Consider the following 20380-nt stretch of genomic DNA (forward strand, 5'->3'; position numbering starts at 1 on the left):
CGGTCGTTTCTCATGATGGGAGATGTCGTGCCGTATCGTGAAATTACATTTGCAAGATACTGATTTTATTGAATAAAAAAACTTAGCAAGGACTGCATTCCGACCTGTTGCGACGCGGGACGTTTCCCTACACTCTTATATAAGACACATGACCTGAGACGCGAAAAACGGGGGTGGCGAGGCAGCAGGAAACGGCCTCCGCAAGCACCCCCGCGGCGTCCCGGTCGGCTGCCAGGCATCGGTGCCCGGCAGGCCTGTCGCAAGTTTTCTTACGCCATACCCGTCTCAATCACTAGGAGAGTGCAATGTCCCGCGAACAAGAAATCCAGAAGCTGCAGAAGGAATGGGAAACCAACCCGCGCTGGAAGGGCGTGAAGCGCAACTACAGCGCCGCCGACGTGGTGCGCCTGCGCGGCTCCGTGCAGGTCGAGCACACCCTGGCCCGCCGCGGCGCCGAGAAGCTGTGGCACCTGCTGAACACCGAGCCGTTCGTCAACACGCTGGGCGCGCTGACCGGCAACCAGGCCATGCAGCAGGTCAAGGCCGGCCTCAAGGCCATCTACCTGTCGGGCTGGCAGGTCGCCGGCGACGCCAACCTGGCTGGCGAAATGTACCCCGACCAGTCGCTGTACCCGGCCAACTCGGTGCCGCAGGTGGTCAAACGCATCAACAACACCTTCCAGCGCGCCGACCAGATCCAGTGGAGCGAAGGCAAGGGCGACACCGACTACTTCGCGCCGATCGTGGCTGACGCGGAAGCCGGCTTCGGCGGCGTGCTGAACGCCTTCGAGCTGATGAAGTCGATGATCGAAGCGGGCGCGGCCGGCGTGCACTTCGAAGACCAGCTCGCCTCGGTCAAGAAGTGCGGCCACATGGGCGGCAAGGTGCTGGTGCCGACGCGCGAAGCCGTCGCCAAGCTGACCGCCGCGCGCCTGGCCGCCGACGTCTCCGGCGTGCCGACCCTGGTGATCGCCCGCACCGACGCCGAAGCGGCCGACCTGCTGACCTCGGACGTCGACGACAACGACAAGCCGTTCTGCACCGGCGAGCGCACCGTGGAAGGTTTCTACCGCGTGCGCAACGGCCTGGAGCAGTCGATCTCGCGCGCGCTGGCCTATGCCGAAGTGGCCGACCTGGTGTGGTGCGAAACCGGCAAGCCGGACCTGGAATTCGCCAGGAAGTTTGCCGAAGCCGTGCACGCCAAGTTCCCGGGCAAGCTGCTGGCCTACAACTGCTCGCCGTCGTTCAACTGGAAGAAGAACCTCGACGACGCCACCATCTCCAAGTTCCAGAAGGAACTCGGCGCGATGGGCTACAAGTTCCAGTTCATCACGCTGGCCGGCTTCCACTCGCTGAACTACTCGATGTTCAACCTGGCCTACGGCTATGCCCGCAACCAGATGAGCGCCTTCGTCGAACTGCAGGAAAACGAGTTCGCCGCGGCCGAGAAGGGCTTCACCGCCGTCAAGCACCAGCGCGAAGTCGGCACCGGCTACTTCGACGCCGTGACCCAGACCATCGAAGGCGGCCAGTCGTCGACCACCGCGCTCAAGGGCTCGACCGAGGACGAGCAGTTCTTCGACAAGAAGGTGGCCTGAGTTTCCCGGGGCCCCGGCCCCGGAGTTGCAGCATGGCAGGATAACCAGAACGATACCTGCTCACCTTGAAGGACGTGCGACCATCGCGTCCTTCAATTAGGCGCCGCGCCGTGTCTCCTTCAGAGGGACGGCGCGGCTTTTTGTTTTCCGGCGCGAGGATGTGGATCAGGGGCTAGGAAAGATCGCGTGGGTCGATGCGAAATATCCGAAAAATATTAAAAATTGTGTCGTTGTCGATTCAGACGTTTCCAATTCACTTGCGATGATTTCGGCGATATGATGCCGCTGCGTGTCCGGAAGAGCACGCAGGGAAGCGCCGGCGAGCCACCGGCGCCGTCCCTTGGGGGCAAGCCTTCGGGCCATGCCTCCGGGTCGTTCATTCGCGTCATCCATCCGTGTTGCCGGCGCAGTTTCCGGCCGGTGCGCATCCAACAAGACAACTCCATGAAGCACACACTTTCCCTCGTGGCCGTCGCCGGCCTTTCCGCTCTCGTGGTCGGCTGTGCCGGCACCAATGTCGACGGCATGGTGGGCGCGGGCACCTCGATGTTCAAGGCGGCCTCGCTCGGCGATGCGGACGTCAAGTCGATGTCCGACCAGGCCTGCGCCGAGTCCGACAAGACCAACAAGATCGCCGCGGCCAACAGCGCCTATGGCAAGCGCCTGGCCAAGATCATGGCCGGCCTGCAGTCGACCGACATCTCCAACGTTAACGCCAAGGTCTACCTGACCAAGGACGTCAACGCCTGGGCGATGGCCAACGGCTGCGTGCGCGTGTACAGCGGCCTGATGGACATGATGACCGACGACGAAGTGCGCGGCGTGGTGGGCCACGAACTGGGCCACGTGGCGCTGGGCCACACCAAGAACAAGATGCAGGTGGCCTACGCCGCAATGGCCGCGCGCGGCGCGCTGGCGGCCAGCGGCAGCGGCGCGGTGGCCACGCTGTCGTCCTCGCAGCTGGGCGAGCTGGGCGAGCAACTGATCAACGCGCAGTTCTCGCAGACGCAGGAAAGCGCCGCCGACGACTACTCGTTCGACGTGCTGACCAAGAACAAGGCCAACACCCGCGGCCTGGTCACGGCTTTCCAGAAGCTGGCCAAGCTCGACGGCGGCAAGTCCAGCATGTTCTCGTCGCACCCGGGCTCGGCGGACCGCGCCAAGCACATCGAGGACCGCATCAAGCAGGGCAGCTGACCCGGCGCCGGCCTCGCGCCGGCGTCTTCCGCGCATGCAAGAAAGGCTGGCCGCCCATTACCGGGCGGCCAGCCTTTTTTCCTTGTTTCCGCCGCCGTGGGCTACAAGCCAGCGCCGGAGGAAGGCGGATCAGCGGTACACGATCACGGGAATGTCGGTATGCGTGAGCACCTTCTGCGTCTCGCTGCCGAGCAGCAGGCCAGACAGGCCGCGCCGGCCGTGCGAGGCCATGAAGATCACGTCGCAGCCGTGGCGCTCGGCCGCGTCGATGATGCCGAGGTAGGGCACCGCGAAGGTCGTCATGTCGCAGTCGAAGGCGATGCCGTCGGCCGCGGCGGCGCTTTCCACTTCCTTCAGGTACAGCCGCGCCTGGCTCTCGACGCGGTCCTTGAAGGCCTGCGGGGCTTCCACCACGATCTCGCTGAAAGGCGTGTAAGGGTATTCCTCCAGGCACACATAGGCGGTGACGCGCGCCTTGATCGTCTTGGCCAGTTCCAGCGCGCCGTCGATGGCTTTCTTGGACAGTTCAGAACCGTCGGTGGGTAGCAGGATGTGCTTGAACATGCTGGACTCCTTTGGGGCAACGAGGCAGTAAGGGGGCGGTGCGCCGCATCAGGAGCAGGTCCAACGGCGCCTGCCCTTGATGCATTGTAGGCAGAGGTGGCGCATGGGTCATTGGCCTATATCAAATTCCTCCGCGGCGTGGGCCTCGCCGGCCCGGCGCCAGTAGGCCGGGTTGCCGTAGGTGTTCTTCAGGTGGTCGATGAACAGCCGCACGCGCAGCGGCAGGTGCTTGCGCTGCGGGAAGACCGCGTGGATGCCGATCGGCGGCGCCTGGAATTCGTCCAGCACCGTGACCAGGCGGCCGCTGGCGATCTCCTGCCCGACCTCCCACCAGGAGCGCCACGCCAGCCCGTGCCCCTGCAGGCACCAGGCATGCAGCACCGCGCCGTCGGTGCATTCCATCGAGCCGCCCACCTTGACCATGAGCGGCTTGCCGCCTTGCTGGAAGGCCCAGCCGCGCTGCACGTTGGCGCTCGCGCCGAAGGCCAGGCAGTTGTGCCGCGCCAGGTCCTCGGGCGCGGCCGGCACGCCGGTGCGCGCCAGGTAGGCGGGGGCGGCCACCACCACGCGGCGGTTCTCGGCCAGGCGGATGGACACCAGGCTGGAGTCGGGCAGGTCGCCGAGCCGGATGGCGCAGTCGAAGCCCTCGTTGACGAGGTCGACCACGCGGTCCGACAGGTCCAGCGTGAGCGTCACGTCCGGGTGCGACTCGATGAACAGCGGCACCAGCGGCGCCACGTGCCTGCGGCCGAAGCCGGCCGGCGCGGTCACGCGCAGGTGGCCGCTGGCCTTGACGCCGCCGGCCGAGACGCTGGCCTCGGCGTTGTGCAGGTCGTTGAGGATGCGCTGGCAGTCTTCCAGGAAGGCCGAGCCTTCGAAGGTCAGGCTGATCTTGCGCGTGGTGCGCAGCAGCAGCTTCACGCCCAGGCGCTCTTCCAGCGCGTCGATGCGGCGCCCGATGATGGCGGGCGCCACGCCCTCGGCGGCGGCGGCGGCGGACAGGCTGCCGCGCGCGGCGACCGAGACGAAGGTCTCCAGTTGCTTGAAATGATCCACGAATCTCGCCGGTGTGTGCCTGATGCCGCCCGGCGAGCAGCGTGCCGGGCAATGGAGTGGATTTGGTGCCTATTCTTATTGGCGTCAGCGAAGATTAGTGGTGTAAAAGTAAAAGATCAAGTGACCCGCAACGGCTATGCCGCGGTGCAGCGCCTACCTACAATGCATGCATTCACTGGTGTACAGGCCGCGCGGCACGGATGAGCGATGCGCGCCGGCCTGACGCGATCGTCCGAGGAAGCCCCAGGCTCATGCACAAGATCCGCGCAGTCGTCTTCGATGCCTACGGCACGCTGTTCGACGTGTATTCCGTCACCGCGCGCGCCGAGCAGCTCTTTCCCGGCAAGGGCGAGGCGCTGGCGCTGCTGTGGCGCGAGCGCCAGATCGACTACACCCGCATCCGCTCGCTGGCCGGCCCGGACGGCGCGCACTACAAGCCGTTCTGGCCGATCACGGTGGACGCGCTGCGCTACGCCGCCGAGCGCCTGCAACTGGACCTGGGCCCGGCCGCCGAAGCGCAACTGCTCAAGGAATACGCCTGCCTGTCGGCGTTCCCGGAGAACCTCGGCGCGCTCAAGCGCCTGCGCGCCGCCGGGCTGCCGCTGGGCATCCTCTCCAACGGCAACCCGGAGATGCTCGACATCTCGGTCAAGAGCGCCGGCATGCACGGCCTGTTCGAGCACGTGCTGTCGGTCGACGCGGTGCGCCTGTACAAGACCGCGCCGGCCGCCTACGCGCTGGCCCCCGCGGCCTTCGGCGTGGCCCCGGCCGAGATCCTGTTCGTCTCGTCCAACGGCTGGGACGCATGCGGCGGCGCCTGGTACGGCTTCACCGCTTTCTGGATCAATCGTGCCGGCCATCCGGCCGAGCGGCTCGACGTGAGCCCTGCCGGCACCGGGCACGACATGAACGACCTGCTGCAATTCGCCCGCACCCGCGGCGTGGCGCTCTGACGGCAGGCAACCCGAACCAACCATCGAACACAGGAGAACACAGATGGCCATCACGCTGCCTGCGGGCATGAAGATCACCGGCGAGATCCTGCCGGCCTATGAAGACATCCTTTCGCCGGCGGCCCTGGCCCTGGTGGACAAGCTGCACCGCGCCTTCGAGCCGCGCCGCCAGGAACTGCTGGCCGCGCGCGTCGAGCGCACCAAGCGCCTGGACGCCGGCGAGCTGCCCGACTTCCTGCCGCAGACCAGGAGCGTGCGCGAAGGCGACTGGAAGGTCGCGCCGGTGCCGCCCGCGCTGCATTGCCGCCGCGTGGAGATCACCGGCCCGGTCGAAGCCAAGATGGTCATCAACGCGTTCAACTCGGGCGCCGACAGCTACATGACCGACTTCGAGGACTCCAACACTCCCAACTGGCACAACCAGTTGCAGGGCCAGGTCAACCTCAAGGCCGCCGTGCGCCGCACGCTCACGCTGGACTCGAACGGCAAGCACTACAAGCTGAACGACAAGATCGCCACGCTGCAGGTGCGCCCGCGCGGCTGGCACCTCGACGAAAAGCACGTCACCATCGACGGCCAGCGCGTCTCCGGCGGCATCTTCGACTTCGCGCTGTTCGTGTTCCATAACGCGAAGGAACAGATCGCCCGCGGCGCCGGCCCGTTCTTCTATCTGCCGAAGATGGAAAGCCATCTCGAAGCGCGCCTGTGGAACGATGTCTTCGTCATGGCGCAGAACGAGATTGGCCTGCCGCAGGGCACCATCAAGGCCACCGTGCTGATCGAGACCATCCTGGCCGCGTTCGAGATGGAAGAAATCCTGTACGAGCTGCGCGAGCACAGCGCGGGCCTGAACGCCGGGCGCTGGGACTACATCTTCTCGTGCATCAAGAAGTTCAAGGTCGACAAGAACTTCTGCCTGGCCGACCGCGCCAAGGTCACGATGACCTCGCCGTTCATGCGCGCGTATGCGCTGCTGCTGCTCAAGACCTGCCACAAGCGTGGCGCGCCCGCGATCGGCGGCATGAGCGCGCTGATCCCGATCAAGAACGATCCGGAGAAGAACGCGGTGGCCATGCAGGGCATCATCAACGACAAGAAGCGCGACGCCACCGACGGCTACGACGGCGGCTGGGTGGCCCACCCGGGCCTGGTCGAGCCGGCCATGAAGGAATTCGTGGCGGTGCTGGGCGACAAGCCCAACCAGTTCGGCAAGCAGCGCGACGACGTCAGCGTGTCGGCCAAGGACCTGCTGGACTTCCAGCCGGAAACCCCGATCACCGAGGCCGGCCTGCGCATGAACATCAACGTCGGCATCCATTACCTCGGCTCCTGGCTGGCCGGCAACGGCTGCGTGCCCATCCACAACCTGATGGAAGACGCCGCCACCGCCGAGATCTCGCGCTCGCAGGTGTGGCAGTGGATCCGCTCGCCCAAGGGCAAGCTGGAAGACGGCCGCAAGGTGACGGCCGAGATGGTGCGCGGCCTGATCCCCGAGGAACTGGCCAAGGTCAAGGAAGTGGTCGGCGGCGAGACCAGGACCTACGACCGTGCCGCCCAGATCTTCGAGCAGATGTCCACGTCGGAAGACTTCGCCGAATTCCTGACGCTGCCGCTGTACGAAGAAATCTGATGCCGTAGCCATGCGCCGGGACCATCCCGGCGCATGGCAAGCCGGCCACGCCGCGCCGCCCCTGGACAGGGGGCGGCGCGTTTTTTTTGTCCCGGCTACGCGGATGCCGGGAAGGTTTCCTGCAGCAGCGCGCGCACCGTGTCGGCCACGCCGTGCTGGCTGCCGCGGCGCCATGCCAGGTGCAGCTCCACGTCCAGCCCCGCGGCGTCCTCGAGCGGGCGGAAGGCCACGCCGGCATACCCGAGCCGGTGCGCGGACTGCGGCACCAGCGCCACGCCCATGCCGGCGTCCACCAGCGACAGGATGGAGTGCGTGTGGCTCAGCGTCTGCACGGTCTCGGGCGCCACGCCCTCGGCGCGCAGCCGGCCCGCCACCACCTCGTACAGGTAGCGCGACTCCGACGGGCAGAACTCGATGAACGGCTGCCCCTCCAGCGACCGCAGCGTGAGCGCGGCGCAGGTCATCAGCGCGTGCCCGACCGGCGCTGCCAGCACGAACGGCTCGCGCAGCAGCGGCGCCGACAGCGCGAAGCTGCGCGGTGCGAACGGCCGCACCACGCCGAGCTCGATGCGGCCCGCGCCGATCGCCTCCAGTTGGGCGTCGGTCTGCATCTCGCGCAGCGACACGTGGACGTCGGGGAATTTCGCGCCGATGGCCGACAGCAACTGCGGCAGCAGCGTGAAGCTGGCGGCCGGGATGAAGCCCATCGTCACGCTGCCGGCGTCGGCCCGCATGGCGCGCCGCGCGGCCAGCGTGGCGGCCTGGCTGCGGCGCAGGATGTCTTCCGCCTCGCGCAGGAAGGTGGCGCCGGCCAGGGTCAGCCGCACGGTGCCGCCCGAGCGCTCCAGCAGGCGCACGCCCACCTCATGCTCGAGCAGCTGGATCTGCCGCGTGAGCGGCGGCTGTGTCATGTTCAGCAAGGCAGCCGCCCGGCCGAAATGCAGCTCCGTCGCCACGGCGACGAAGCTGCGCAGATGCGAAAGCTGGAACACGATTCAATTCTTGTATTGCGGCATCGCCTGTTTGAATTGGACGCCGCGCCCGCTTCCTTCTTAGAGTGGCACCTCCTGACTCTTGCGTCTTTTGAGTCTTTTCCCCTGGGAGATAAAGGTGGCAACTTTCGAAGGCCCGGCGCTGCGCAGGGCGCTTGACGGCATTTCCGGCATTCTGGTCACGCCCTTCGACGCAGATGATACCGTTTCGCCGGCGCCGCTCGCGCCCGTGGTGGATCGCGCGGTCGAAGCCGGCGTGCACGTGCTGGTCGCCAACGGCAACACCAGCGAGTTCTACGGGCTGCGCGAGCAGGAAGCCGTGCAGATGGTGCAGGTGGCCGCCGAGTGCGTGGCCGGCCGCGTGCCGCTGCTGGCCGGCGTGGGCCGCAGCGTGCACGAGGCCTGCGCGCTGGCGCGCGCCTCGCGCCAGGCCGGCGCCGACGCGCTGATGGTGCACCAGCCGCCCGATCCGTTCGTGGCGCCGCGCGGCGTGGCGGCCTACGTGCGCCGCATCGCCGAGGCGGGCGAGGGCCTGCCGCTGGTGCTCTACCTGCGCAACGACAACATCGGCCTGGCCGCGATCGAGGAGTTGTGCCGCATCCCCGGCGTGATCGGCGTGAAGTGGGCCTCGCCCACGCCGCTGGTGCTGGCCGAAGCCATGCGCCGCACCGCCGATCTCGGCCTGGCCTGGGTCGGCGGCCTCGCCGAGGTCTGGGCGCCGCCGTTCTACGCGGTCGGCGCGCGCGGCTTCACCTCGGGCCTCATCAACGTGCTGCCGGAGCGCTCGGTGGCCATCCATGCCGCGCTCGAAGCCGCCGACTACGCGCAGGCGATGCGCCTGATCGGCGAGATGCTGCCGTTCGAGGAACTGCGCGCGCAGGAGAACAACGGCGCCAACGTCACGGTGGTCAAGGCCGCGCTGCGGATCATGGGCAACGACTGCGGCGCCACGCGGCCGCCCTCGGCGTGGCCGCTGAACGCGGGCCAGCAGGCGCAGTTGCAGGCGCTGCTGGCGGGCTGGGGCCTGGCCCGCTGATCCGGCGATCCGCCGATCCGCCCGTTTTCCCCGATTCCCGCATCTCCGACCCCCGGCGGGGGCATCGTTTCCCCGCCGGCCCGAAGCACGACACAACACACCGGTTTCACCCGCAGGAGACAACCCATGCAGATCCACCGCCCGCTGCTTGCCATGCTGGCCGCCCTGTCGTTGAGCGGCGCCGCCGCCGCGCAGGGCTATCCCACCCATCCCATCACGATCGTGATCGGCTCCAGCCCCGGCAGCGCCACCGACGGTCTCGCGCGCGCCATCGGCATGGAAGTGACCAAGCTCACCGGCCAGGCCGTGGTGGTCGACAACCGCGCCGGCGCCTTCGGCGGCATCGCCGCCCAGACCGTGGCGCGCGCCGCGCCCGACGGCTACACGCTGTTCATGACCACCAACACCACGCAGGCCGCCAACCCGCACTTGCTCAAGAAGCTGCCCTACGACCCGATCAAGGACTTCGCGCCGGTCTCGCTGCTGACCAAGGGCTACCAGCTGCTGGTGGTCAACCCGCAGGTCAAGGCCCACAGCGTGGGCGAGCTGGTCGCGCTGGCCAAAAAAGAACCGGGCAAGATGAGCTACGGCTCCGGCAGTTCGTCGGCGCAGGTGGCCACCGAGCTGTTCCAGCAGGCCACCGGCACCAAGTTCACCTACGTGCCCTACAAGGCCAATCCGCAGGCGGTGATCGACCTGGTGGCCGGGCAGACCGACCTGATGATCGTCGACCTCGCCGCCAGCCTGCCGCAGGTCAAGGCCGGCAAGCTGCGCGCGCTCGGCATCAGCAGCCCGAAGCGCTCGGCGCTGGTGCCCGGCGTGCCGGCCATCGCCGAGACGCTGGCCGGCTACGAGGCCGGCTACTGGAACGCGCTGTACGCGCCCGCCAGCACGCCCGCGCCGGTGGTGCAGCGCCTCAACGACCTGATGCGCCGCGCGATGGCCGCGCCCGAGGTCAGGCAGGTGGTCGAGCAGACCGGCATGGAGGCCGCGCTGTCCTCGCCCGAGGAACTGGGGCGTTTCCAGCTGGCGGAGCTGAGCCGCTGGGGGCAGATCATCAAGACGGCCGGCATCCAGCCGGAGTAAGGGCGTAGCCGGTAGTGTGGCGGCGCGGCGGTCCCGCGCCTGCCGGCCCCGGGGGGGCCTGTGCGGCGGTTGTCGGCGCGGTTGCCAGTGACTATGCTAGTCGGGCACATGGCCCGGCTTCCCGGGCCGGCCCGGGCAGACCGGACAGGAGACGATCAAATGCAGGTTTCGATACTTGTTCCGCCGCGTGCCCCGGTCTCGCGGCGCGCGCGCTTAATGTCCGCCGCGTTCGCCGCGCTCGCCGGCCTTGCGGCGGCCACGGCGATGGCGGCGCCCGTTTCGTTCACGGTGCCGCTGACCGGCGCGCAGCAGGTGCCGCCGGTCCAGGCCGCGGGCAGCGGCTCCGCCGACCTCACCTATGATCCCGCCACGCGGGTGGTCGCCTGGACGATCAGCTTCAGCGGCCTGTCCAGCGCGCCGACGATGGCGCATTTCCACGGTCCCGCCGCGGCCGGCAAGAACGCCGGCGTGCAGGTCTGGCTGGCCGAGAAGGGCGCCGCGCTGGCCAGTCCCGTCAAGGGCCAGGCCACGCTGTCGCCGGACGAGGCGAAGGAATTCGCGTCCGGCGAGATGTACATCAACGTGCATACCAAGGACCATCCGTCCGGCGAGATCCGCGGCCAGGTGCTGCCGCCCAGGAGCAACTGACGCGACTGACGTAACGGACGGCCGGCACGGCGCGCGTATCAGAGATACGCCGCCAGCAGCGCCGCCGCCGCCGCGCCCGCGGCCAGCATGAGCAGCGCCAGCGCCACGGGCGCGCGGCGCGGCGCGGGGATGCGCGCGGGCAGGAGCTTGCGCCCGGTCAGCATCGGGCGCAGCAGGTTTTGGCCCTTGGCCGTCGCGTACAGCGCGATGGCCAGCACGTGCAGCGCCACCGCCGCCAGCAGCGCATCCCACAGCAGCGCGTGCAGCGCCGAGATCGCATTGGCGAGCGGCGCCGGCACCCATTCGCTCAGCGGCCCTTCGTTGGCGATGTCGTTGTTGATGTAGAGCCCGCTGAGCGTCTCGCCGAGCAGCAGCGCGAGCAGCAGCAGCACCATCCAGCCGCCGGCCGGGTTGTGGCCGACCTGCAGGTCGGCCTCGCGGCGGAACAGGTGGCGCAGGTGGCGCCAAGCGGCGGCGGGCGAAGCCATGAAGCTGCGAAAGCGCGCGGTCTCGCTGCCGCAGCAGCCCCACAGCAGCCGGAAGAAAACCAGCGCGAGCAGCATCTCGCCGGCCCGCGCGTGCCAGTCCATCCAGTTCAGCCGGGCGGTGACGTAGGCCACGGCCACCAGCACCACCGCCAGCCAGTGGAACAGCCGCGTGGGCGCGTCCCAGACCGTCACGGGGCGGCCCGCGGGCGGCGCCAGCGGCGCGGCCGGGTCGTCAGGTTTCATCGCTCGGCTCCGTCGGGCATCCGGCCCTTGCCGGCCTTTACTTTAGGCCCGCCTGCCGCCGCGGCCTAGCGCTGCGTCAGCTCGGCCGCTGGATTCCACAGCGCCGGGTCGAACGGGTTGATCTGCCGGCCGACCTCGGCGGTCTCGCGCTGCATCAGCTCCACCACGATGGGCAGGCGCTCCGGGCTCAGCCGCTCGATCAGCGTGCCGACGCCCAGCGCCGCCACCGCGCGGCCTTCGCGGTCCAGGATCGGCACCGCCACGCCCGCCATGCCGTCGAGCAGCCCGGCGCGGCGCGAGGCGTAGCCGCATTCGCGGACCTGCTCGATCTCGCTGCGCAGCGACACTTCGTCGAGCAGGCCGTATTCGCGCAGCCGCGGCAGGTTGAACTGCAGCACCGCCTCGCGCTCCTCGTCGGGCAGGAAGGCGAGGATGGCGGTGGCGGCCTGGCCCACGCCCAGCGGCACGCGCCCGCCGATGCCGCCGGTGAAGGTGCGGATGGCGTAGGGCCCTTCGTTGCGGTCCAGGCACACGGCGTCGAAGCCGCTGCGCACCAGCAGGAAGATCGCGTCGTTGAGGCGCGCCCCCAGCCGGAGCAGCACCGGGCGGCAAAGCTGGCGCAGCCCGCTCAGGTTGCCGGCCTGGGCCGCCAGCGCGAAGAACTCGATGCTCAGCCGGTAGCGCTTGGAGCGCGTGTCCTGCTCGACCATGCCTTCCTTGACCAGCGATTGCAGCAGCCGGTGCGTGGTGGCCTGCGTCAGGCCGGTTTCCTGTGCCACGTCCTTGACGCGCGATGCGCTGTGCTGGTGCAGCGCCAGCGCGCGCATCACGGCAAACAGCCGGGCGGCGCCGCCGGCGGCGGGTTCCGTTACGTCTTCCATACAGTCGGCATCTCTTTCGTCGGAATTGAAGCAACGGCAGAAGGTCGCTTGATTTCAATCAATGGAATTTTACGAATAAAAATCCCACTGAACAGAATTATCTCACCGAACGGGTATGTTTCCTGCTCAAAATAAGCCGTCTCCTAACGGTTCGGATCCCGCCCCCAACGATGCGCCGGATGCCGCCGCCGCCACCCAGGAAAAAGCGCATGTCCTTTCTTACCTTGAGCAATGTGAGCAAGTCGTATGGCGACAACCAGGTCGTCAGGTCGATGAACCTGTCGGTGGAGCGGGGCGAGTTCGTGTCCCTGCTGGGCCCCTCGGGGTGCGGCAAGACCACCACGCTGCAGATGATCGCGGGCTTTGCCACCGTCAGCAGCGGGCGCATCGCGCTGGACGGGCGCGACATCACCCATGCCCGGCCCAACACGCGCGGCCTCGGCATCGTGTTCCAGACCTATGCGCTGTTCCCCCACATGAGCGTGGAGGAGAACGTGCGCTTCGGTCTGGAGATGCGCAAGGTGCCGCGCGCCGAGCAGGCCGCGCGCGTGGCGCGCGTGCTGGAGCTGGTGCACCTGCGCGGCTACGAGGCGCGCTATCCGCGCGAGCTGTCGGGCGGCCAGCGCCAGCGCGTGGCGCTGGCGCGCGCGCTGGTGATCGAGCCGCCGGTGCTGCTGCTCGACGAGCCGCTGTCGAACCTGGACGCCAAGCTGCGCGAGGAAATGCAGTTCGAGCTGCGGCGCATCCAGCGCACGGTCGGCACCACCACCATCATGGTCACGCACGACCAGCACGAGGCGATGTCGGTCAGCGACCGCGTGGTGGTGATGGAGCAGGGCGTGCTGGTGCAGGTGGACAAGCCCTACGCGCTCTACGAGCAGCCGCGCACCGAGTTCGTCTCGTCGTTCGTCGGCAAGAGCAACCTGATCCCGGGGCGCGTGCTCGAAGGCGGCGCGCTGCCGCGCATCGAGCTGGCGGGCCAGCCCGCGCTGGTGGTCGGCCTGCCCGGCGCGGCCTGCCAGGCCGGCGCCGCGGTGCTGTTCAGCCTGCGCCCGGAGAAGGTGCATCTGGTGGCGCCCGGCGCGGGCCGCTTCGACGGCCGCGTGATCGAGCGCTTCTTCATGGGTAGCCACTGGCTGCACCGCATCGCCAGCCCGCTCGGCGAGCTGCTGGCGATGCAGAGCAACGACGGCCCGCCGCCGCAGCAGGACGGCGAGCAGGTCGGCATCACCTGGCGTGACGACAGCGCGCGCCTGCTGCCGGCCCCGGCAGCCACCGGCGCGGCGGCGCCGGCAGCGGTGCAGGCGGTGGCGGCATGAGCACCGCCGCAACCCTGCAAGGGCCGCCCAGGGCGCGCCCGTGGCCGTGGCTGATGACGGCGCCCGGCCTGGTCCTGTTCCTGGTGATGCTGGTCACGCCGCTGGCGCTGACCGCCATGCTGGCCTTCAGCGTGTTCGACCACGACACCGGCAGCGTGGCCGGCGGCGTCACGCTGGCCAACTTCCTGGCCATCGTCACCGATGCCTATTACTACGAGATCCTGTGGCGCACCTTCTGGATCGCGCTGGTGACGACGCTGGTGTGCGTGCTGGTGGGCGTGCCGCAGGCCTTCATCCTGAGCCGCATGCGCAATCCGTGGCGCTCGGTGCTGCTGGTGGCGGTGCTGGCGCCGCTGCTGGTGTCGGTGGTGGTGCGCGCGTTCGGCTGGAGCATCCTGCTGGGCAACGCCGGGCTGGTGAACCAGATGCTCGGCGCGCTCGGCATCGCGCCGGTGCGCATCCTCTACACCAACCTCGGGATCGTGATCGGGCTGGTGCACGTGATGCTGCCGTTCATGATCATCCCGGTGTGGACCACGCTGCAGAAGATCGACCCGAGCGCCGCCGATGCCGCGCTCTCGCTCAACGCCTCGTTCCTGACCACCATGCGCCGCATCGTGCTGCCGCAGATGACGCCGGGCATTCTCTCCGGCAGCCTGATCGTGTTCGGCCTGAGCGCCAGCTCGTTCGCGATTCCCGGCCTGCTCGGCGGGCGCCGCCTGAAGATGGTGGCCACGCTGGTCTACGACGAATACCTCAACACCCTCAACTGGCCGCTCGGCGCGGCCATCGCCATCGTGCTGCTGCTGGCCAACCTGCTCATCATGCTCAGCTACAACCGCCTGCTCGAGCAGCGCTACAAGAAGCGCCTGGGGTGAATGCCATGAACAAGAACGGACCTCTCGCCCTGTGTTTCAACGCGCTGGTGATCGCCTTCACCGTGGCGCCGCTGCTGGTCGTCTGCCTGGTGGCCTTCACGCCCGGCGAAACGCTGAGCCTGCCGACCACCGCGTTCTCGCTGCGCTGGTTCCGCACGCTGCTGGAGCACGACGAATTCCTGCAGTCGTTCTGGACCAGCCTGGGGCTGGCCGCGGCCAGCGCCACGCTGTGCTGCCTGATCGCGGTGCCGGCCGGCATCGCCATCACGCGCCATGCGTTCGCGGGGCGCAACCTCGTCAACAGCCTGCTGCTGTCGCCGCTGCTGATCCCGCACCTGGTGCTGGGCGTGGCGCTGATGCGCATGTTCTCGCTGGTCGGCGGCGCCGGCAGCCTGGGCTGGCTGCTGCTGGCCCACACCATGGTCATCACGCCCTACGTGCTGCGCCAGGTGGTGTCCGCGCTGACCGGCTTCGACGCCAGCGCCGAGCAGGCCGCGGTGTCGCTGGGCGCGAGCCGCGCCACGGTGTTCCGCCGCATCGTGCTGCCGATGATCCTGCCCGGCGTCACCGGCGGCTGGATGCTGGCCTTCATCAACAGCTTCGACGAAGTCACCATGTCGATCTTCGTCACCTCGCCGTCGACGGTCACGCTGCCGGTGCGCATGTACATGTACGCGACCGAGTCGCTGGACCCGATGATGGCCGCGGTGTCCGCGCTGATGATCGCGTTGACCGCGGCGGCGATGCTGGTCATCGACCGCGTCTACGGCCTCGACCGCATGCTGGTGGGGCGCGCATGAGCACGCCATCCGATTCCGCGCGCGGCGCCGGCCAGTTGCGGCGGCTGCAGGAGCAGCGGCGCGCCGTGCTGCGCTTCGAGCTCGACGGCGTGTTCTGCGAAGGCCTCGAGGGCGACACCGTGCTGACCGCCATCCTGGTCCAGCGCCGGCGCCTGCGCGACAACGAATTCACCGGCGCGCCGCGCGCCGGCTTCTGCCTGATGGGCGCCTGCCAGGACTGCCTGGTGTGGCTCGAGGGCGGCGAGCGCGTGCGCGCCTGCGCGACCCCGCTGCGCGCCGGCATGCGCCTGCGCACGGCGCCGGTGTTCGCCGCGGCGCAGGCCGAGCCAGCGGAGCAAGCGGAGGAGCGGGCATGACGCGCGACGGCAACACGGTCATCGTCGGCGCCGGCCCGGCCGGCGTGCGCGCGGCGCAGACGCTGGTGCGCCACGGCCTGCGCCCGGTGGTGATCGACGAGGCGCCGCGCTGGGGCGGGCAGATCTACCGGCAGCAGCCGGACGGCTTCCGCCGCAGCGCGCGGCAGCTGTACGGCTTCGAGGCGGGCCGCGCGCGCGCGCTGCACGAGGCCTTCGCGGCCTTGCTGCCGCACGTCGACTACCGGCCCGGCCAGCTGGTCTGGAATGCCGACGGGCACGTGCTCGACCTGTGGGAAGCCGTCAGCGGCCGCCACGCGAGCCTGCCGTGGCGCGACATCATCCTGGCCACCGGCGCCACCGACCGCATCCTGCCGGTGCCGGGCTGGACCACGCCGGGCGTGTATTCGCTGGGCGGCGCGCAGGTCGCGCTCAAGTTCCAGGGCTGCGCCATCGGCCAGCAGGTGGTGCTGGCCGGCAGCGGGCCGCTGCTGTACCTGGTGGCCTACCAGTACAAGAAGGCCGGCGCCGACGTGCGCGCCGTGCTCGACTACGCCAGCACGGCGGAGCAGGCCGGCGCGCTGCTGCCGATGTGCCGGCTGCCGGCGGTGCTGGCCAAGGGGCTGTACTACGTGGCGTGGCTGCGGCTGCACGGCGTGCCGATCCACGCGAACGCGCGCCTGGCGCGCGTCGAGGGCGAACATGGCGTGGAGGCCGTGCACTGGGTCTCGCGCACCGATCCGTCCGCGACCCACCGCATCGCCTGCGACGCGCTCGGCTTCGGCTACGGCCTGCGCCCGGAGAGCCAGCTGGCCGACCTGCTCGGCTGCGGCTTCGCGTTCGATCCGCAGCAGCGCGCGCATCTGGTCGCGCAGCAGCAGGGCCGGGCGAGTGTGCCGGGTGTGTTCGTGGCCGGCGACGGCGCGCGCATCATGGGCGCCGACGCGGCCGAGCTGGCCGGCGAGCGCGCGGCGCTGACGCTGCTCGCGCAGCGCGGCATCGCCGTCGACGCGGCGCGGGCGGCGAAGCTCGATGCGCGGCTGGCGCGCATCGCCGCGTTCCGCGCCGGGCTGGAGCGCGCGTTTCCGTTTCCGCGCGACTGGGCCGCGCAGGTGCCCGATCACACCGTGGTGTGCCGCTGCGAGGCGGTCACGGCGGGCGAGATCCGCCGCGCGGCGCGCGAGCAGGGCGCCGACGAGATGAACCGCATGAAGGCGCTGTGCCGGGTCGGCATGGGCCGCTGCCAGGGCCGCATGTGCGGCGTGGCCGGCGCCGAGCTGCTGGCCGATGCCTGCGCGCGGCCGCTCGAGCTGGTGGGCCGCATCCGCGGGCAGGCGCCGGTCAAGCCGGTGCCGATCTCCGGCCTCGCCGCCGGCGAGGAGGGCAATCATGGCTGAAACCCTGCAAGCCGACGCGCTGGTCGTGGGCGGCGGCATCGTCGGCGCGTCGGCCGCGCTGGCGCTGCGCGCGCGCGGCCTGTCGGTGGTGCTGCTGGAGCGCGACCTGTGCGGTTCGCGCTCCAGCGGCGTGAACTACGGCGGCGTGCGGCGCCAGGGGCGCGCCTTCGCGCAGCTGCCGCTGGCGCAGCGCGCGCACCGCATCTGGCAGGACCTGCCGGCGCTGCTCGGCACCGACGGCGAATACGTGCGCAGCGGCCACCTGAAACTGGCGCGCACGGCGGACGACATGGCCAAGCTCGAGCGCTATCGCGACGGCGCGCAGCCTTACGGCCTGGCGCTGGAGCTGCTCGGCCCCGGCGACTTGCGCCGGCGCTATCCGTGGCTCGGCGCCGGGCTGGCCGGCGCCTCGCTCTGCCCGGACGACGGGCAGGCCAATCCGCGCCTGGTGTCGCCGGCCTTCGCGCGCGCCGCGGCGGCCGCCGGCGCCGTCATCCGCGAGCGCGAGGCGGTGCTGCAGGTGGAGCACGGTGGCGCCGGCTTCGTCGCCACCACCGCCTCGGGCCTGACCGTGCGCGCGCCCAACCTGCTCAATTGCGCCGGGGCCTGGGCCGGGCCGCTGGCCGCGCGCTTCGGCGACGCGGCGCCGCTGACCCAGGGCCACCCGGCGATGGCCGTCACCGAGCCGCTGCCGTTCTTCCTGCCGCTGAGCCTGGGCATGGAGGGCGGCGACGTGTACTGCCGCCAGGTCGCGCGCGGCAACGTGGTGCTGGGCGGCGGCCGGGTCGAGCCGGGCGCGTCCGGCGTGGACGCGATCCGCTCCACCACCGCCGCGATCCTGGCGCAGATGCGCCGCATCGCCACGCTGATCCCGCGCCTGGAACAGGCCCAGATCATCCGCACCTGGAGCGGCATCGAAGGCTACCTGCCCGACCGCCAGCCGGTGCTCTGCGCCAGCCCGCGCGTGCCGGGCCTGTTCCACGGCTTCGGTTTTTCCGGCGCCGGCTTCGAGGTCGGCCCCGCCGCCGGCGCGGTGCTGGCCGAGCTGGTGGCCGACGGCGCCACCACGACCCCGATCGCCGCCTTCGACCTGCGCCGCTTCGCGCCGGGTACGGGCGTGCCTGCTGCTTCCCCCGCTGACTCACCCCGCATCGCCAAAGGAGTGCATTGATGACCAGACCGTTCGCTAAACAGATCCGGGCCGCCGCCGGCATGGCCGCCGCTTCGCTGCTGCTCGCCGCCGGCGCGCATGCCGCGACGCGCACGCTGTACGTCGGCATGAACGGCGGCTCGATGGAAAAGACCTACACGGACTTCGTGTTCAAGGCCTTCGAGAAGGCCAACGACGTCAAGATCGTGGTGGTGCCCGGCACCTCGTCCGACATCATGGCCAAGGCGCTGGCCGCCCGCGCCAAGCCGCAGATGCACGTGATGTTTCTCGACGACGGCCTGATGTACCGCGCCATCCGCATGGGCCTGTGCGAGAAGCAGCCGGCCTCCGCCGCCGGCAAGGCGCTCTATCCGCAGGCCCACATCGAGGGTGACATGGCCACCGGCGTGACCATGAGCATGACCGGCCTCGGCTACAACACGCGCGTGTTCAAGGAGAAGAACTGGGCGCCGCCCACCTCCTGGCAGGACCTGGCCGATCCCAAGTACAAGAACAAGGTGGTGTTCCAGTCGCTGCCGTCGTCCACCTTCGGCCTGCACGGCTTCCTGATGCTCAACCGCATCCGCGGCGGCAGCGAGTCCAACGCCGAGCCCGGCTTCAAGGCGTGGCCGCAGACGGTCGGCCCCAACGTGCTGGAGTACGTGTCGAACTCGGCAAAGCTGTCGGAGATGGTGCAGTCCGGCGAGGCCGCGATCTTCCCGTTCACGCCCAGCATGACCACCATCTTCCAGGGCAAGGGGCTGCCGGTGGCCTATGCCCAGCCCAAGGAAGGCGCGGTGGTGCTGATGGTGGCCCAGTGCGTGATCGCCAACAACTCGGAGCCGGAGCTGTCGCAGAAGCTCGCCGCCTACCTGCTGACCGCCGCCGCGCAGAAGGCCGCGCTGGAAGGCGGCTCGTACAACCCGACCAACACCGAGGTGACGGCCACCGGCAAGGCCGGGCAGGAGCTGGCGCGGATGAAGGAATACCTCAAGACCGCGGTGACGGTCGACTGGAGCCAGATCAACCAGAACCGCGCCAACTGGGACCGGCAGTGGAACCGGCTGGTCGAGCGTTGAGCGGCGCCGCCGGGGTTTGCGCATGATCCTGCTGATCAAGTCCGGCGGCGCGCAGGCGCTGCCCGAATGGCGCGATGCGTTTGCCGCCGTGCTGCCCGAGGCCGAGGTGCGGCTGTGGGGCGACCCCGGCGTGCCGGCCGCGGCGGTGCGCTACGCGCTGGTGTGGGAACCCGAGCGCGGCGCGCTGGCGCGCTACCCCAACCTCAGGCTGGCGATCAGCGCCGGCGCCGGCATCGAGCACATGCTGGCCGACGACCTGCTGCCGCCCGGCCTGCCGCTGGCGCGGCTGGTGCTGCCGGAGACGCAGCAGGGCATGGCCGAGTTCGTGGCGATGGGCGCGCTGATGCTGATGCGCGGCATGGGTGGCAGCGCGCGCGACCAGCAGCAGCGCCGCTGGCGCGCGCCGCCGCCCACGCCGCTGGCGCAGCGCACGCGCGTGGGCGTGATGGGGCTGGGCGCGCTCGGGCTGCACGCGGCGCGCTACCTGGCGGGCATGGGATTCTCGGTGCAGGGCTGGTCGCGCTCGGCCAAGGCCATCGACGGCGTGGCCACGTACCACGGCATGGCGCAGTTGCCGGATTTCCTGGCGCGCAGCGACATCCTCGTCAACCTGCTGCCGCAGACCGCCGGCACGGCCGGCTTGCTCAACCGCGAGCGCCTCGCCATGCTGCCGCGCGGCGCGCAACTGCTCAACGCCGGGCGCGCCGCGCACGTGGTGCAGGGGGACTTGCTCGATGCGCTCGACAGCGGGCACCTCGGTGGCGCGCTGCTCGACGTGTTCGATGTCGAGCCACTGCCGGAGTCTTCGCCGCTGTGGGATCACCCCAGGGTCATCGTCACGCCGCATTGCGCGGCGACACCTTCGCGGCGGGATCGGGCGCGGCGGGCGGCGGAGTTGATTCGCATGGCGGAGGGTGGGGGGGAGGTGGAGGATGTTTATGAGGTGGGGAGGGGGTATTAGGGGGAGGGCATATAGGTCAAAGGCTTTAACGTCAAAATCAACTGCTTAACTTCAAAGTCAAAGTCAAAGGC

20 protein-coding genes are annotated in these 20380 nt (G+C 69.6%); 15 read left to right on the top strand and 5 right to left on the bottom strand.

Features of this window, described 5'->3' with window-relative positions; genetic code table 11:
- Nucleotides 1–305 precede the first annotated feature (305 nt).
- Together aceA and K206_RS0112255 are read left to right on the top strand one after the other, a co-directional pair.
- Nucleotides 306–1598 (top strand): isocitrate lyase, encoded by a 1293-nt coding sequence (aceA, locus tag K206_RS0112250; protein ID WP_020202706.1) that lies wholly within the window; start codon nt 306–308, stop codon nt 1596–1598.
- A 444-nt stretch (nt 1599–2042) separates the two neighbouring features.
- Nucleotides 2043–2795 carry a M48 family metallopeptidase gene (locus K206_RS0112255; RefSeq protein ID WP_081651378.1) on the top strand — a complete coding sequence of 251 codons (753 nt, stop codon included), beginning with the start codon at nt 2043–2045 and terminating at the stop codon, nt 2793–2795.
- Between the two features lie 129 nt (nt 2796–2924).
- Here K206_RS0112255 and K206_RS0112260 read toward each other — a convergent pair whose 3' ends face one another.
- Together K206_RS0112260 and K206_RS0112265 are read right to left on the bottom strand one after the other, a co-directional pair.
- The gene (locus K206_RS0112260; RefSeq protein ID WP_020202708.1) at nt 2925–3359 is read right to left on the bottom strand and encodes a universal stress protein; all 435 of its coding nucleotides are present in this window, start codon (nt 3357–3359) and stop codon (nt 2925–2927) included.
- Between the two features lie 108 nt (nt 3360–3467).
- Nucleotides 3468–4415 carry a substrate binding domain-containing protein gene (locus tag K206_RS0112265; protein ID WP_020202709.1) on the bottom strand — a complete coding sequence of 316 codons (948 nt, stop codon included), beginning with the start codon at nt 4413–4415 and terminating at the stop codon, nt 3468–3470.
- 251 nt (nt 4416–4666) lie between these two features.
- Here K206_RS0112265 and K206_RS0112270 point away from each other — a divergent pair, with 251 nt between their 5' ends.
- Together K206_RS0112270 and aceB are read left to right on the top strand one after the other, a co-directional pair.
- Nucleotides 4667–5368, top strand: coding sequence for a haloacid dehalogenase type II (locus tag K206_RS0112270; protein ID WP_020202710.1), 702 nt, complete (start codon nt 4667–4669; stop codon nt 5366–5368).
- A 43-nt stretch (nt 5369–5411) separates the two neighbouring features.
- The gene (gene aceB, locus K206_RS0112275; RefSeq protein WP_020202711.1) at nt 5412–6998 is read left to right on the top strand and encodes a malate synthase A; all 1587 of its coding nucleotides are present in this window, start codon (nt 5412–5414) and stop codon (nt 6996–6998) included.
- 95 nt (nt 6999–7093) lie between these two features.
- Here aceB and K206_RS0112280 read toward each other — a convergent pair whose 3' ends face one another.
- Nucleotides 7094–7990: a LysR family transcriptional regulator gene (locus K206_RS0112280; protein ID WP_020202712.1), complete on the bottom strand. Its 897-nt coding sequence runs from the start codon at nt 7988–7990 to the stop codon at nt 7094–7096.
- A 118-nt stretch (nt 7991–8108) separates the two neighbouring features.
- Between K206_RS0112280 and K206_RS0112285 the strand changes: the two genes are divergently transcribed.
- The 3 genes from K206_RS0112285 (at nt 8109) to K206_RS0112295 (ending at nt 10760) form a co-directional block, all read left to right on the top strand.
- Nucleotides 8109–9026, top strand: a complete 918-nt coding sequence (locus K206_RS0112285; RefSeq protein ID WP_020202713.1) for a dihydrodipicolinate synthase family protein — start codon at nt 8109–8111, stop codon at nt 9024–9026.
- A 126-nt stretch (nt 9027–9152) separates the two neighbouring features.
- The gene (locus tag K206_RS0112290; protein WP_020202714.1) at nt 9153–10112 is read left to right on the top strand and encodes a tripartite tricarboxylate transporter substrate binding protein; all 960 of its coding nucleotides are present in this window, start codon (nt 9153–9155) and stop codon (nt 10110–10112) included.
- A gap of 216 nt (nt 10113–10328) precedes the next feature.
- Complete coding sequence (locus K206_RS0112295; protein WP_020202715.1) at nt 10329–10760, top strand: CHRD domain-containing protein; 432 nt, start codon at nt 10329–10331, stop codon at nt 10758–10760.
- Nucleotides 10761–10798: 38 nt separating this feature from the next.
- Here the strand turns inward: K206_RS0112295 and K206_RS0112300 are convergent, their stop codons facing one another.
- Nucleotides 10799–11491 carry a cytochrome b/b6 domain-containing protein gene (locus K206_RS0112300; protein WP_020202716.1) on the bottom strand — a complete coding sequence of 231 codons (693 nt, stop codon included), beginning with the start codon at nt 11489–11491 and terminating at the stop codon, nt 10799–10801.
- A 65-nt stretch (nt 11492–11556) separates the two neighbouring features.
- Nucleotides 11557–12372: an IclR family transcriptional regulator gene (locus tag K206_RS0112305; protein ID WP_020202717.1), complete on the bottom strand. Its 816-nt coding sequence runs from the start codon at nt 12370–12372 to the stop codon at nt 11557–11559.
- 209 nt (nt 12373–12581) lie between these two features.
- On the opposite strand from K206_RS0112305, the gene K206_RS0112310 reads away from it, so the two are divergent.
- From K206_RS0112310 to K206_RS0112345, 8 genes are read left to right on the top strand one after another with little or no spacing between them, the layout of a single operon-like run.
- Nucleotides 12582–13691 carry an ABC transporter ATP-binding protein gene (locus K206_RS0112310; protein WP_029043538.1) on the top strand — a complete coding sequence of 370 codons (1110 nt, stop codon included), beginning with the start codon at nt 12582–12584 and terminating at the stop codon, nt 13689–13691.
- Complete coding sequence (locus tag K206_RS0112315; RefSeq protein ID WP_020202719.1) at nt 13688–14569, top strand: ABC transporter permease; 882 nt, start codon at nt 13688–13690, stop codon at nt 14567–14569. The genes K206_RS0112310 and K206_RS0112315 overlap by 4 nt, the downstream gene beginning before the upstream one ends.
- 5 nt (nt 14570–14574) lie before the next feature.
- Nucleotides 14575–15369 carry an ABC transporter permease gene (locus tag K206_RS0112320; protein WP_020423762.1) on the top strand — a complete coding sequence of 265 codons (795 nt, stop codon included), beginning with the start codon at nt 14575–14577 and terminating at the stop codon, nt 15367–15369.
- Nucleotides 15366–15725 carry a (2Fe-2S)-binding protein gene (locus tag K206_RS0112325; RefSeq protein WP_020202721.1) on the top strand — a complete coding sequence of 120 codons (360 nt, stop codon included), beginning with the start codon at nt 15366–15368 and terminating at the stop codon, nt 15723–15725. The genes K206_RS0112320 and K206_RS0112325 overlap by 4 nt, the downstream gene beginning before the upstream one ends.
- A complete protein-coding gene (locus K206_RS0112330) occupies nt 15722–17119 on the top strand; it encodes an NAD(P)/FAD-dependent oxidoreductase (RefSeq protein ID WP_020202722.1) in 1398 nt (465 codons plus the stop codon). Before K206_RS0112325 ends, K206_RS0112330 begins: the two co-directional genes overlap by 4 nt.
- Nucleotides 17112–18290, top strand: coding sequence for an FAD-binding oxidoreductase (locus K206_RS38080; RefSeq protein ID WP_020202723.1), 1179 nt, complete (start codon nt 17112–17114; stop codon nt 18288–18290). Before K206_RS0112330 ends, K206_RS38080 begins: the two co-directional genes overlap by 8 nt.
- Entirely contained in the window at nt 18290–19348 is a 1059-nt protein-coding gene (locus tag K206_RS0112340) for an extracellular solute-binding protein (RefSeq protein WP_020202724.1), read from the top strand. The genes K206_RS38080 and K206_RS0112340 overlap by 1 nt, the downstream gene beginning before the upstream one ends.
- Nucleotides 19349–19370: 22 nt before the next feature.
- On the top strand, nt 19371–20309 hold the full coding sequence (locus K206_RS0112345) for a glyoxylate/hydroxypyruvate reductase A (protein WP_020202725.1): 939 nt from the start codon (nt 19371–19373) through the stop codon (nt 20307–20309).
- Nucleotides 20310–20380 lie beyond the last annotated feature (71 nt).

Origin of the sequence: Cupriavidus sp. WS, assembly GCF_000395345.1 — a bacterium.
GTDB lineage: Bacteria > Pseudomonadota > Gammaproteobacteria > Burkholderiales > Burkholderiaceae > Cupriavidus > Cupriavidus basilensis_B.